15 protein-coding genes are annotated in these 12,884 nt (G+C 43.6%); 7 read left to right on the top strand and 8 right to left on the bottom strand.

The window, feature by feature from the left end:
• Window positions 1-172: 172 nt before the first annotated feature.
• The 4 genes from ispZ (at window position 173) to mnmC (ending at window position 3,819) form a co-directional block, all read left to right on the top strand.
• Window positions 173-724 (top strand): septation protein IspZ, encoded by a 552-nt coding sequence (gene ispZ, locus JMW61_RS07185; protein WP_194197699.1) that lies wholly within the window; start codon window positions 173-175, stop codon window positions 722-724.
• Window positions 725-898: 174 nt separating this feature from the next.
• The gene (locus JMW61_RS07180) at window positions 899-1,228 is read left to right on the top strand and encodes a YciI family protein (RefSeq protein ID WP_201550089.1); all 330 of its coding nucleotides are present in this window, start codon (window positions 899-901) and stop codon (window positions 1,226-1,228) included.
• Complete coding sequence (locus tag JMW61_RS07175; RefSeq protein ID WP_227687379.1) at window positions 1,225-1,665, top strand: hypothetical protein; 441 nt, start codon at window positions 1,225-1,227, stop codon at window positions 1,663-1,665. The genes JMW61_RS07180 and JMW61_RS07175 overlap by 4 nt, the downstream gene beginning before the upstream one ends.
• 48 nt (window positions 1,666-1,713) lie before the next feature.
• The gene (gene mnmC, locus JMW61_RS07170) at window positions 1,714-3,819 is read left to right on the top strand and encodes an FAD-dependent 5-carboxymethylaminomethyl-2-thiouridine(34) oxidoreductase MnmC (RefSeq protein WP_201550416.1); all 2,106 of its coding nucleotides are present in this window, start codon (window positions 1,714-1,716) and stop codon (window positions 3,817-3,819) included.
• 22 nt (window positions 3,820-3,841) lie between these two features.
• Here mnmC and yiaA read toward each other — a convergent pair whose 3' ends face one another.
• Window positions 3,842-4,402 (bottom strand): inner membrane protein YiaA, encoded by a 561-nt coding sequence (yiaA, locus tag JMW61_RS07165; protein ID WP_201550088.1) that lies wholly within the window; start codon window positions 4,400-4,402, stop codon window positions 3,842-3,844.
• A gap of 149 nt (window positions 4,403-4,551) precedes the next feature.
• Between yiaA and JMW61_RS07160 the strand changes: the two genes are divergently transcribed.
• From JMW61_RS07160 to JMW61_RS07150, 3 genes are all read left to right on the top strand, one after another.
• On the top strand, window positions 4,552-5,184 hold the full coding sequence (locus JMW61_RS07160) for a hypothetical protein (protein ID WP_201550087.1): 633 nt from the start codon (window positions 4,552-4,554) through the stop codon (window positions 5,182-5,184).
• Between the two features lie 7 nt (window positions 5,185-5,191).
• Window positions 5,192-5,629 (top strand): secondary thiamine-phosphate synthase enzyme YjbQ, encoded by a 438-nt coding sequence (locus JMW61_RS07155; protein ID WP_201550086.1) that lies wholly within the window; start codon window positions 5,192-5,194, stop codon window positions 5,627-5,629.
• Window positions 5,630-5,696: 67 nt separating this feature from the next.
• Window positions 5,697-6,332: a hypothetical protein gene (locus JMW61_RS07150; RefSeq protein WP_201550085.1), complete on the top strand. Its 636-nt coding sequence runs from the start codon at window positions 5,697-5,699 to the stop codon at window positions 6,330-6,332.
• A gap of 99 nt (window positions 6,333-6,431) precedes the next feature.
• Here JMW61_RS07150 and JMW61_RS07145 read toward each other — a convergent pair whose 3' ends face one another.
• From JMW61_RS07145 to ffh, 7 genes are all read right to left on the bottom strand, one after another.
• Window positions 6,432-7,100, bottom strand: a complete 669-nt coding sequence (locus JMW61_RS07145) for a DUF4112 domain-containing protein (protein ID WP_201550084.1) — start codon at window positions 7,098-7,100, stop codon at window positions 6,432-6,434.
• On the bottom strand, window positions 7,093-8,010 hold the full coding sequence (ubiA, locus tag JMW61_RS07140; RefSeq protein ID WP_201550083.1) for a 4-hydroxybenzoate octaprenyltransferase: 918 nt from the start codon (window positions 8,008-8,010) through the stop codon (window positions 7,093-7,095). The genes JMW61_RS07145 and ubiA overlap by 8 nt, the downstream gene beginning before the upstream one ends.
• Window positions 8,011-8,104: 94 nt before the next feature.
• On the bottom strand, window positions 8,105-8,347 hold the full coding sequence (locus JMW61_RS07135; RefSeq protein WP_201550082.1) for a hypothetical protein: 243 nt from the start codon (window positions 8,345-8,347) through the stop codon (window positions 8,105-8,107).
• A 93-nt stretch (window positions 8,348-8,440) separates the two neighbouring features.
• Window positions 8,441-9,343, bottom strand: coding sequence for a class I SAM-dependent methyltransferase (locus tag JMW61_RS07130; protein WP_201550081.1), 903 nt, complete (start codon window positions 9,341-9,343; stop codon window positions 8,441-8,443).
• A gap of 49 nt (window positions 9,344-9,392) precedes the next feature.
• Entirely contained in the window at window positions 9,393-10,235 is an 843-nt protein-coding gene (locus JMW61_RS07125) for an undecaprenyl-diphosphate phosphatase (protein ID WP_201550080.1), read from the bottom strand.
• Window positions 10,236-10,324: 89 nt separating this feature from the next.
• A complete protein-coding gene (tsaB, locus tag JMW61_RS07120; RefSeq protein ID WP_201550413.1) occupies window positions 10,325-11,017 on the bottom strand; it encodes a tRNA (adenosine(37)-N6)-threonylcarbamoyltransferase complex dimerization subunit type 1 TsaB in 693 nt (230 codons plus the stop codon).
• Between the two features lie 245 nt (window positions 11,018-11,262).
• On the bottom strand, window positions 11,263-12,813 hold the full coding sequence (gene ffh, locus JMW61_RS07115) for a signal recognition particle protein (RefSeq protein WP_201550079.1): 1,551 nt from the start codon (window positions 12,811-12,813) through the stop codon (window positions 11,263-11,265).
• Window positions 12,814-12,884 lie beyond the last annotated feature (71 nt).

Here is a 12,884-nt window from a genome sequence, read left to right as displayed (position 1 = left end):
TATTGACATTATCGAATCGTTATATTTGGTAGCAGCGCTGCTCATGAGCCATAATCATAGAGTATTACGAAGCAAGCCCATCATGTAGAACGATTATCGCGTTGATTGCTTTTTTTTGGTGCAGTAGACGTGTAAACTACCCCATACGTTTTTGGTGGACACCCTATTTGTTATGAAAGCCCTATTAGACTTTATTCCTTTAATTGCCTTTTTCATTGGTGCGCGTCACAGTGGCATCTTGGCAGGGGCCGGTGCTTTACTCATCGCCACGATTATCGTTTATGCGATTCATTTTATCCGCCAAAAAGGCAAGTTTGATAAGCAGCAATGGGTTGTTTTACTATTAACCATTCTGTTTTGTGGTGGTACCTTAATCTTACGTGATGACATCTATCTGCGTTGGAAGTCACCAATTATCAACGGTATCTTTGCTTTGACGCTATTAGTAAGTGCCGCGATTAATAAGCCTCTGATGCAGCTAGCAATGAAGGATGTTTTTTCGCTCACGATGAGTGGCTGGAAAAAACTCACCATCGCTTGGGCATTGTTTTTTGCCATGATGGGCGTCTTACATTATATCACAGCGTTTACGATGTCAGATGAAGCATGGATCAACTTTAAAACGTACGGTTGGATTCCAATTATGTTGGTATTCGTTGTGGCTCAGTTTGCAGTATTAAAAAATTACTTAAATCCAGAACTGACAAACAAAACCACTAAGTAATACTTAAGCTATTATTTTATAATAAATACGATTTTTGAATATCCATAGTATTTTAAATATTTATAGCAACGGCATTAGTCGCTATGAATTGAGCTTTATTGATTAGGGTCTGTTGAACATTCAATAGACCCTAAACACACTTTACATCAATCATCACTTTATTGAGGAAGTCTTATGTCCTTATTTGCCATTATTGGTCACGATGTTGCAGAGAGCAGCGCGCAACGTCAGATTACTCGTATCGAACATCTTGAACGTCTTAAAGTATTGAACAATGAGCAGCGACTCATTATTGCAGGTCCAAACCCTATCGAGCATGGTCAAAGCGCTATGTCAGGCAGTCTAATCATTGCTGATTTTGACTCTCTTGAGGCTGCACAAGCATGGGCAAACGAAGAGCCTTACTTGCGCGATGGTGTGTACAGCCATGTAGATATCAAGCCATTCATTCAAGCACTACCAAAACCCGATGACAGCACATCAGACAAAGTAGCAGCGTCGTGAGTCAGCGTGTCTCTTATTTGAATACACGTCATTATAAACTCAGCATAGCTACCCTAATGCTTATGGCTGCTGCATCGGTACAAGCTGCACCAACAGTCACTACTATGGATGTGACCGACCCATTAGCAACGATACCGGTGACAGAACCTGAAGCACTAGACGCGCCACCAACCAGTAACTCGGCATTGGATATCAATCGTACTTTAGCAGCGCAACTGCAGCCGTCTAAACAGGCGCTGTCTGATGCCAATCAAGAGTTACTAAGTCGTAATGCCCAGCTGCAGCGCCAAGTAAACGACTTGCAGACTCAAGCAAACGTTTTGGTTTATGAAAGTAAGGGTCAGATTTTCTTGTACGGGGCATTTACAGTCTTGATCAGTCTATTGGTTGGTATCTTTATTTCATGGCTAGTGTTTGTACGCCGCGAGCGCTGGTAGCACACTCTCTCTTTATTGCTCTGTCCTATGTGAGTGTCTATGTCTATTATGTTCACGTCTAAGTCCACGTCTGCACCCAAAGAAACGCCTGATTCTCCTGCGCAATCTAAAACTGCTAATTCACTAAACATTATTACTCCTGCCAAGATTGATTGGCAGGTAGACGATACGGGTAATCAAGTACCCGTATCAGGTGAGTTTGGCGATGTGTATTTTTCACATGCGGATGGTCTAGCAGAGTCGCGATATGTGTTTTTGGCATACAACCAACTGCCAGAGCGACTGGCAAACCTTGCCCCAAGACAATGCTTTACGATCGCTGAATTAGGCTTTGGTACAGGACTTAATCTATTAGCCACTTGGCTGCTATGGCGACAGTTACGCGAGAATCACCCACAATTAGCAACGGCTCGCCTACATTTTATTACCACCGAAAAATTTCCTATACCCCTTGCAGACTTAACACACATCCTTACACTGTGGGCGCAGCGTGCGCCTGAGCTTGCAGAATTGATTGCGCCTCTTTTGGCCGCCTACCCACCCCTTATCGCTGGCTCTCATCGTCTGAATTTCTTTGATGATAATTTAACCGTTGATATGTGGTTTGGTGATGCTGCTGAGAGTTTGGCTAGGTTAGCATTAGACATTTCTATAAAACCTACACCCTACGTTGATGCATGGTTTTTAGATGGCTTTGCCCCTTCCTGTAATAGCACTTTATGGGCAGAAAATATCTTTGCTCAGATACAACGCTTATCATGCCCAAACACTACCGCTGCGACCTATAGCAGTGCAGGTATTGTGAAACGTGGGCTAAGAGAGAATGGCTTTGAGATTAGCAAAGTAAAAGGCTTTGGGCGAAAAAACCAAATGCTAACAGCCGTCATGACTGAGGCTGCTTGTTTATCTGAAAATTATAGTCAGAGCAAGCCTGCTAACAGCACACATAATACTCCTACTCATAGCAACCTTAAGCCTGATCATAGTATCGTCATTGGCGCTGGTGTCTCAGGATTGCTAACGGCTTGGTCGTTGGCTAATCGTGGCGTCCAAGTCACTTTGTTAGACAAATCAGCACCCTTAGCAGGCGCATCAGGCAACCCCCGCGCCTTACTTGCTCCCAAAATGACGCCTATTCATCATGTCGATGAACATTTACATACCATGGGTTATCTCTACAGCAGCAGGCTGTATCGTGTGCTAAATGAAACAGCTGCACAGCAAAATATAGCGCCTATACTAGAGCCAACAGGCGCCCTTGATTTACTGATAAAAGCCAATATCGGTACAGAGAAAATTGCAGACTATCCTGATGACATGGCAACCACGTTATCGCTTTTACAGGCGCAAGATGCCAGCGGGTTAAGAACACAGGATGTATCGGAGAATCTATATCTACCGCAGTCCGGCTTGGTCAATCCACAAGCCTTAAAAGATACGATTCTGAACCATCCGCTCATCCACTTTCAACAGTTAGCCGTCAATAATATTAGCGAGATGGAAGGTCATGTTTGTGTTGAAGGGGATAATCAAAATCAAGAATTAGTATCTATAACTGCTGATAATGTGGTGGTTTGTGCGGCATTTGAGAGCCATCAGTTAGATCAGCGTATTTTTGACTGTCGTAAAATTCGTGGGCAGCTTTCTTGGTTTACGCCTACAGCCGAACAATTCGCAAGCTTACCTAAAATACCGCTCAAATATAGTGGTTACTGTACGCCATTCACTGCCCAAGTAGATGACGGGCAATTAAACGATGTTATAGAGTGCAGCCCTCAGTTTCTACTAGGGGCAAGCTTTATACGTAATGATACGGACACGGACATCCGTGAGGAAGAGCATCAGATTAGCCGTAATAAACTAGTTACTGCTATTCCCGAGATGGATTCGGTCATTCCAACAGATATGAGCTTATGGCAAGGACGTGCTGGCGTTCGTACCCAAACACCTGACTACCACCCCATCGTTGGACAATTGATTGATAGCGAACGCGTTTGGGTAATGAGTGCGATGGGTGCTAAAGGCTATGCTATTGCGCCACTATGCGCTGAGGCATTAGTAGATATGATGCTAGGCTCGTTTACACCTATATCAACCGCGATGCTAGCACGCCTATCACCAAATCGTACGCGTTTGCAAACACCGCTGACTTAATTTTTTCTTTTAATGGAAAGCTTTAATCATTGCCCTCCATTCTAGATTTAACCGAACCGAAGAGGGATTTGCCAGAATCAGATTCAGGTGCCCCTTGATGAGCAATTTTAGCGCTGCCATCATTTTTTACTGTAGCCATGGGGCTAGCAGTCAAGGTTCGAATTTGTGCCTCATCACGCGTGTTCTTTTGAATGGTCACAGCAGCAAACAAACTCATGGTAAATGCCATCATATAAAAGCCTTTTTCACTGAGACTTAAGCCTCCCGCATTCATTAGACCTATCACGATAAGTGCAATAGACAATCCTAAAGCTGCCCAACTGATTAAGTAATACATATTCGTCGTTGGAATACCCTCACTACGATCACGCAAGGTTTTTTGCAAACTGATCGCCGAATAAAGACCAAGCGCCAGCACTGCTAGATAATAGCCCTTTTCATTCAATAACATACTTTGTGCATTCCATAGTCCCAGTAGATACGCAAGCACACCGACCAGCATGACTGCCCAAGACGTCCCGACATATGCAGTTGTCGGCTTATACGCAGCTAGCTGACTCTTAGTAATCGTGTCATTGTTCATCATGGTCCTTAATTAAAATAAGCAAATATTCGGTAAAGAGGGGCAACTTTTATCGACCTCTGTTTTGCCTTAACATAACACAAGCGTGTTATATTGTAATCTAAAATTATTTTTAAGATAAACAGCCTTTTTAATGCCAGAGTCCCGACATGTCTTTTTTTGCCTTACTCATCTTGCTTAGTCTAATTCTCATCGTGCCCATATTTTTTGTGATGAAAGAAAAATCTAAGCACACTCAGAATGACTCTATACAACGTCATCAAGAGTATCTAGCATCTGCACATCATATCGCGATCCAGTCTCAAGCAGAGCTAGCCTTAAGAGAAAAGGTAGAGAATAGCCAAACTAACAAACTTGACGTTATTAATTTTTCAGCTCACCACCCTTTTATTAAATTGCTCTATGATGAGCAAGTTCCTAAGGTCTTTCGAGCCACGATGGATGATATTGGGCAGCAATATGAATCTACTCATCATGATGAAATCACTGAATCGCAATTATTCACCCTTAATAAGCTCATCGCGACACGTGTGCCAGAATTAATTACTGACTATTTGAGCCTTGATCAGCACTATGCAAAAACGGTCATCATCGACAAGAATCAACAAAATACCAGCTATGACGTCGTGTTAAGTCAGTTAAATTCAATTTTGGACTTTTCACAAAAGCTGAATACCCAAAGCCAAAATGGGGTCGTTGATAAGTTACTGGCTAGCCGCCGATATCTGGATGATGTCTATAAAGAAAGTGGCATGGCAGCCGATAGTCTAAAGATAAAGTGAGTCTCGTATGTCTTATCACCAAACCACTCTTACGTTACCTGCTTATGCACGCGGTCTTCACATCATTACTCCGATAGTTGAAGACGCGATTGACCAGCTGATACCTCACTCTGACAATGCAGGATTGGTACATCTGTTTTTGCAGCATACCTCTGCTAGCCTAACCATTAACGAAAATGCTGATCCAGATGTCAGGCTAGATGCCGAAGACTGGCTTAATAAAATCGCACCCGCTGATCAACCAGAGTATCGCCACACCCTAGAAGGTTCAGATGACTTGCCAGCCCATTTTAAAAGTATGCTGTTTGGCGTGAGTTTGACCATTCCACTTATTAATGGAACGCTAGGATTGGGGTCGTGGCAAGGTATTTACTTGTGTGAGCATAGATACCATCTTGAAAAATATGGTGAGCAGCGAAAGCTGGTTATTACGGTTAATATTTAACAGCACCACTGACTCTTGCATCTTACTGTGCTTAAATAAAGTACGCTTATTGGATAACTACCCTATTATGAACAACCTTACTTTAAACCCACTAAAATCCAAGTCTTACTATAAAGTAATCCCTGCTGTTTTCTTTAGTGCATTGCTACTGACTGCCTGCCAAAAAAATCCAGAATCTGAAGCCGCTAATGAAGTACAGACGGAGACAGCGGTACAAACAACGCCCGTCACGACTAATATCAACGGCATTGATGCTGATGAAAACTTAGACAGCAATACCGACAGTACCACAGCGCAACCAACCGATTCAGAGAGTGATATTAACTTGAGTGAGTTAGAGGGTGATCTTAATACTACTAATACATTAGCAAACAGTGCTGCTGTAGCACCCAATCCTGAGCAAGCCATTACGGGTGCACAAATAACGGATGTCCGTTATAAAAGTGCAGCAGGTGAAACCCTATCCGTTGTCTTTCAAACCTCGGCAGCAGGTATGCTTAATGCTATCCTCACCTTGCCCAATAAACCAAAGCTGACGCTAAGTGCACCAGAAGGCCAAGGTAATAACCCCACCTATCGCTCAAATGATGGCAGTATCGAGCTTGTCAGTCATGCTGGTGGTGGTACTATCGACCTTGTCCAAAATAACAAAATCACTAGCTTTGATGCTGTCAGTGCAGAAGCAGAAGTCATCACTGAGTAATATCTGAACCTTAACATTTATAAAAATTTGCCATAAAAAAGGCGGCATACGTTACGATTAAATAGTAACGTATGCCGCCTTTTTACTTATTCTTTTATTTTAGCCAAACCCTGTGGTTTTCCCGAATAGGCTGACCAACCAACTTATCATTGCCCATAATCCCAAACCAATCACCACAATGACGATTAATCCTAAAATATCAGGGATATGCAGGTACAGCCAAGCAACGATTGGATTACGCCAAAAAAAACCAAAACGACTTTGCTGTTGCTTATCTTCTAGCGATTGATGTAAAAATGGTCGATCCATATGCATGGTTTCAGTGATGCCATACTCATCATGTAGATGCTCATGCACGATACCCAATGTCTTACGACTCGGACGAATGAATATATCGAGCAGCGTCCCAATACCAGGCACGATACCTACTACCATATCAATAAGTGCTAGCCTAACTGCTGGCGTCATCTTATGTGCTGGCACACCCAATTGACGACCCAATATAAATGCATAGCTCGTCAGTGCCAGTCCTGCTAAATCGCCCGCCAATGGAATGGTTGAAAGCGCCGCATCCGCACCCATACCCTGTTTGGTAAACGGTATCCGTACCAACGAATCCATTGTATTGGCAAACTTTGCCAATTTACGCTCGGTCGCAATGACTTGCTCGCGTGTGAGACCATGCTCAGCCAGTCTTGCCTGATAATCGATAATAGGCGTATTAGCGGCAGAACTTCCTTTCGCTTTTAATTTCGACAATTTATCCATTGAACGTCGTCCATATACAAGCGATGGCAATGAGAGCAAAGACGTAACGTCCTACCCAAATATTAGCCAAAAATGCCTGAAAGCAAGCCAATGCATTGTAGCTAGCACAAGCACTGTTTTGCTTGGCAAACATCATAGCGACTAATGCCAAACCAAATACTGGTATGACACCCAACGTAGTCGGCGCAAAATAATGCCACATGACCACGCCCATAATAAGCAAAAACAACGTTTGTAATAGCGAGATGATAATCACATCATAACGGCCAAATAATATCGCCGTTGATTTCACCCCAATTTTCAAATCGTCCTCGCGGTCAGCCATTGCATACTGCGTATCGTAAGCCACCGTCCAGCACATATAGGCTAAAAACAATAACCAACACCAGATGTCAGGAGCACCTTGTACCGCCACATAAGCCATCGGTATCGCCCAACCAAAAGCTGCTGCTAAGAATACTTGCGGCAAATGTGTATAACGTTTCATAAAGGGATAAATAAATGCCAATATAACGGCACCAAACGACCAATAAAACACGGCAATAGGTAAGAAAAATAACAGACTGGCACTTAATAACACCAACACCAAAAACGCAGCGACGGCTTCTTTACCTGATAAGCGCCCGTCAGCTAATGGGCGTCCTTTGGTACGGGTCACATGGCCATCTACCTTTCGATCAGCAAAATCATTAATCGCACAACCGGCCGCCCGCATAAAGATTGCGCCTAATGCAAATATTATAAATATTTTGAGACTTGGCAGCGCTGCCGTTGCTCCTTGCTGCTGTGCTTGACCCATCGCAGCCAGCAGCACGCCCCATAATGTTGGCCATAGCAGCAATTCAATGCCCACTGGCTTATCAAAACGGGTTAGTTGGATGTAGGCCTGTAATTTGTCTTTAAATGTCATGGCTTTCTATTATCATCAATATAATATGTTGTGTGCGTGTTTATAGACTTTGCTAAGAGCGCCTAGAATGACTGCTTAATGAACTGACTGCTGGCTACTGAACTTGTTGCCATAATCGATTGGCTTCGACCAGTGACAGCTCAGGATACTGTTTGCGTAACGCTTTAATCGCCGGAATCTTATTTTTCTTTGCTGCTTGCTGACGCAAAAATGCCAATTGCTCTTGTGGATTGCTCAGCTCTTTTAGACGCGCTTCAAGCCGAAGGATTCGGGTACGCAAAATGATATTGATCAATAATAGCACTGCACCCATGGCCCAAATAATTAGCGTTGACATTCCTTGCTCCTAAATCCATTTTTTTAAACTTAATGATTATAAACCTGCTAACTAAGGCTCGTCCTTATCACCAAATACCACATTTAAAGCATTCTAAACAAAATAACCGTCAAAACGAACTGCTTCATTATGCCAGCTTTCATCGGGTTGTTGGCTTGCTAACAATGGTGCATGCTGAGGTCGTTTTACGATAACGCGCCCAGAGTGCTGTGCAGGTTTATTACTGACAATAGCTTTTGCGGATGCTAGCAGCTGGCATTCTTCGTCCAATGTTGGAGGGCTTGCCAACTGATGCAATGCTTGCATGTGCTTACCAACTTTAGCGCCCTTGCCTGTCTTGCTATCTTGATAGCTATCCTCTGGAAACATAGGGTCCAGATAGACGACATCGATGACGTTACTCTCGCTAGCATCTGACTCAACGTCTAGTCCTTCAAAATAACTAAGCGCATCCGTATTTATGATATGTAAACGTGACATCAGCTTTTGCCAATTCGGCAACGTACTCATGCGCTGTTGCTCTACAAGTAAGAGCAATGCCATCAAAGGCTGCTGCTCAAGCATGATGACTTGGGCGCCCGTACTACCCAATATCAAGCTATCATGCCCAAAACCCGCCGTCGCATCAATGATGCAGCTATCCGATGTGAGCTTGGTAGCTTGTAATAGCAATTCAGACTTTCGTCCTGCACTCACCACACGACGTTGCAGTTTGTCCCACTCTGGTGCGACACTTAACCCATCACTAAGCCATGATAGTTTATTTTTATCGTCCAATAACAAGATAGGTTGAATGGCTGTTTGGCTTAATTGCTGACGACGTTTTTGCGTTAATTTATCGACAGACAACTCAGCATTTAATTCGATGGGTAATCGGTGCTGCTCTATCAATACTTGCAAGCTATCTACTTGGTCTTGCTGCGACTCATTAACATAGAGTAACTGGCATTGCATAAAGGCATTAGCCTGTTTAGAAGCGTGTGGCAAACTACTCATGACTACCCTCTTTTTTACTACTCATAAGGCCATCAACCATCATAATGGCTTAACCTGCCATTTGATAACCAAAGCCCCAAGCGGCGACCAATACAATGATACCAGTGATAATGCGTAACCAAGCAAAGATCGTAAAGTCACGACGGCTCACCCATGCTACTAGCAAGCGAATACAGAGTAAAGCGATGATAAATGATACGACTGTACCAACGCCTAGTACTAGCCAGTCTTCACTATTGGTCAATACGTCACCATGTTTGATTAAGTCTAATAATGCCGCGCCTACGATAACTGGGATACCTAAAAAGAATGAAAACTCTGCTGACGCTTTGCGCGAGACACCAAGCCACAGTGCACCAATAATAGTCGCACCCGAGCGTGAGGTCCCTGGTATGAGAGCTAGACATTGAAGCAGACCAATCATCAGCGCAGTTTTTAGACTGACGTCTTCTGCTTCTTCTGCAATGACCGTCTTAGGGCGTTTTTCTACATAAAATATCAGCAGACCGCCGATGATAAGCATAATCGCAACGACGATAGGATTGAATAAATAAGCTTTAATCTCATCAGCGAAGGTAAAGCCAACGATCATCACAGGAATGGTGGCGACAATTAAGCTAAGTCCCAGCTGTCTTGGATTGGTCATGCCTTCTGCTTTACCCGTTAGCAAACCCATGAGCGCTTGCCATAGTCTGCCCCAATAGTCATAGATAACGGCCAAGATAGCACCCAATTGGACGACGACGACAAACAAATCGACCTTTTCTTTGGTCCAAAATCCCATTACATCTGCTGATAAAATTAGGTAGCCAGTGCTAGAAATGGGTAAAAATTCAGTGATACCTTCAACGATACCCATGATGACAGCTTGAATTAATAAAATGATATCCACGGTGGCTTTCCTAGATACAGACCTATTGGTTAGTACAGTTTTTAGTGTGTTGTTGTATTTTACGTAGCGCTAAAAATGATGGGGGTTGACTACGCTTTACCTTGCTCTTTAAGGGTTTTCCAAGCTTGGTTACGTAAGTATTTTGGTAAAGCTTGCGATGCTTCGGTCCCACCTACCGCCATAAACTGGGCAATACCGAGCTGACCGATAACTACTGCATCCGGCGACACGTCTTCATGAAAAATCTGATTATCATGCAACGTTAATAGACCTGAGCCATTACCAACAATAGCTATATCGAACGTAGTCTGACTGTCATAATCTAACAGCTGCTCAGTGCTATCACTATCAGCAATCAGCACTGGCTGCATAATGGCTGCTTCACTATCAATTACTGCATACTGTCCAAAATACACTTGCTGCATACGGGCATCAAGCGCGCTATATACTTGCGTCAGACCATACTGCTGATACGCACTCTGCGCAATTGCTTGCAAGCTAGATATGCCCACACATGGGATATCATGTGCCACAGATAGCGCTTGCACCACTGCCGTATTGATTCTAATACCACTAAATGCACCAGGACCTCGATTAAATATCAATGCCTGTATATCAGCAAGCTTTAACTGCGCTTCGGATAAAGCCGCATCAATCATTGGCAGAATCTGCTGAGTCTGCTGACGTTTACCAGTCTCGGTATGACTCGATAGTACCTGACCATTCGAATCCAAAATTGCGATTGAGCACTGATCAAACACGGTATCCATTGCTAAAAACATCATAACCTCGGCTTATAGTCTGGGCATTTTAAAGTAACTTGATAACTGAATATTATAAAAGCGTGCTAGCTTCATAAAATAGCGCCTATCATAGCATTTAGGACTGACGAATTTTATTACTTTCTGCGTTTTCCATACTTTATCCATGAGCGCTGAATTGAATTAGAGAAAAAGAAAAAACCTCAAAACCATATCAGTTTTGAGGCTTCCATCAGAAAGTCATAGACAATACAGACAGCTATGGTTTAAAAGCGCGTTTTAAACTTCTTTGGCGCTTGATTCTGCATTTCCTGCATCTGCTTTTGCATCTCTTCGGTGCTTGGCATGTTATTTGGATCAAGGCCCATCTGCTTTGCCATTTGCTCTGGATTCACATCTTTTGGGCTGCCTTGTTGACCACCGCCACCGAATAGTGGACCACCACCGCCGCCACCTGCTCCGCCGCCGCCCATCAGTCCTTGCATAGATTTCATCATTTTACTGATGCCTTCAGGCTTGGAGATCATTTTCATCATTTTTGCCATTTGCTTATGTTGCTTGAGCAAGCGATTGACATCTTGAATCTCACGACCAGAGCCCGCAGCAATACGGCGCTTACGGCTTGGGTTAATCTTATCGGGATTTTTACGCTCAAATGGTGTCATAGAATTGATTAACGCTTCCATTTCACGCACTTTTTCTTCTGGCTTGGCATCTTCGACTGCTTTTTGCATATCAGAGCCGCCCATGCCTGGCATTTTGTCTAAAAATCCTGCCATGCCGCCCATGCTTTTCATTTGCTGGAACTGCGTCAAGAGATCCTCAAGGTCGAACTCGCCGCCCTTTTGCATCTTTTTCGCCATTTTTTCGGCTTTATCACGGTCGATTTTTTGCTCGACTTCTTCCACCAAACTCAGTACATCACCCATACCAAGAATACGCTGAGCAATACGCTCAGGATGGAACAGCTCTAACTCATCTAGTTTCTCACCGCGACCTAAAAACTTAATCGGCTTACCTGTGATCGCACGTACAGAAAGTGCCGCACCGCCGCGTGCATCACCATCTGTTTTGGTCAGAATAACACCTGTCAACGGCAGCGCATCATTAAAGGCTTTGGCGGTATTGGCAGCATCTTGACCTGTCATTGCATCAACGACAAATAGCGTCTCAGACGGATTGACAGCAGCGGTTAGCGCCTTAATCTCATCCATCATTGTATCGTCGATATGTAGACGACCAGCCGTATCAATAATCAAAATATCTTGATATTGGATTTTTGCTTCTTCGATAGCACGTAGCGCGATATCGATTGGGTTTTCGTCAGCGCTTGAATTCACAAACTTGGCGTTGACCTGACCTGCTACTTGCTCAAGCTGCTTGATGGCGGCTGGACGATAGACGTCAGCTGAAACCAACATGACTTTTTTCTTATGACGCTCTTGTAAAAACTTAGCCAACTTACCTGCAGTAGTGGTTTTACCCGCACCTTGCAGACCTGCAAGCAAATAAACAACAGGTGGCTTACCCGTCATCTCTAACTGTTGATTGGCACTGCCCATCATCTCAGTCAGTTCGTCATGGACGATTTTGACAAATGCTTGGCCTGGGGCAAGCTCTTTAAGCACCTCAGCACCAAGTGCTTGCTCTTTAACACGCTTAACAAAGTCGCGAGTGACAGGTAGTGCCACATCAGCTTCCAGTAGCGCCATGCGCACTTCACGCATAGTGTCTTTGATATTGTCTTCGGTCAGCTGTCCAGTACCCACGATATTACGCAGGCTAGACGATAAGCGTTCTGTTAAGGTATCAAACATAAATAACTCTCAGTTAAAATAATTCTCGGTTAAACCATTTGAATGGCTTATAAATAATATTAGGGTGCATT

Source organism: Psychrobacter fjordensis, assembly GCF_904845995.1.
Classification (GTDB): Bacteria; Pseudomonadota; Gammaproteobacteria; order Pseudomonadales; family Moraxellaceae; genus Psychrobacter; species Psychrobacter fjordensis.
The sequence above is the reverse complement of the archived record's forward strand: the minus strand, read 5'-3'. Positions and strand labels throughout refer to the sequence as shown.

What these genes read in the sequence shown, in the direction of transcription:
- ispZ (WP_194197699.1), top strand. Translation starts at nt 173, where the DNA reads ATGAAAGCCCTATTAGACTTTATTCCTTTAATTGCCTTTTTCATTGGT.
- JMW61_RS07180 (WP_201550089.1), top strand. Translation starts at nt 899, where the DNA reads ATGTCCTTATTTGCCATTATTGGTCACGATGTTGCAGAGAGCAGCGCG.
- ubiA (WP_201550083.1), bottom strand. Translation starts at nt 8,010, where the DNA reads ATGACATTTAAAGACAAATTACAGGCCTACATCCAACTAACCCGTTTT.
- mnmC (WP_201550416.1), top strand. Translation starts at nt 1,714, where the DNA reads ATGTTCACGTCTAAGTCCACGTCTGCACCCAAAGAAACGCCTGATTCT.
- yiaA (WP_201550088.1), bottom strand. Translation starts at nt 4,402, where the DNA reads ATGAACAATGACACGATTACTAAGAGTCAGCTAGCTGCGTATAAGCCG.
- JMW61_RS07160 (WP_201550087.1), top strand. Translation starts at nt 4,552, where the DNA reads ATGTCTTTTTTTGCCTTACTCATCTTGCTTAGTCTAATTCTCATCGTG.
- JMW61_RS07150 (WP_201550085.1), top strand. Translation starts at nt 5,697, where the DNA reads ATGAACAACCTTACTTTAAACCCACTAAAATCCAAGTCTTACTATAAA.
- JMW61_RS07145 (WP_201550084.1), bottom strand. Translation starts at nt 7,100, where the DNA reads ATGGATAAATTGTCGAAATTAAAAGCGAAAGGAAGTTCTGCCGCTAAT.
- JMW61_RS07130 (WP_201550081.1), bottom strand. Translation starts at nt 9,343, where the DNA reads ATGAGTAGTTTGCCACACGCTTCTAAACAGGCTAATGCCTTTATGCAA.
- ffh (WP_201550079.1), bottom strand. Translation starts at nt 12,813, where the DNA reads ATGTTTGATACCTTAACAGAACGCTTATCGTCTAGCCTGCGTAATATC.
- JMW61_RS07155 (WP_201550086.1), top strand. Translation starts at nt 5,192, where the DNA reads ATGTCTTATCACCAAACCACTCTTACGTTACCTGCTTATGCACGCGGT.
- tsaB (WP_201550413.1), bottom strand. Translation starts at nt 11,017, where the DNA reads ATGTTTTTAGCAATGGATACCGTGTTTGATCAGTGCTCAATCGCAATT.
- JMW61_RS07135 (WP_201550082.1), bottom strand. Translation starts at nt 8,347, where the DNA reads ATGTCAACGCTAATTATTTGGGCCATGGGTGCAGTGCTATTATTGATC.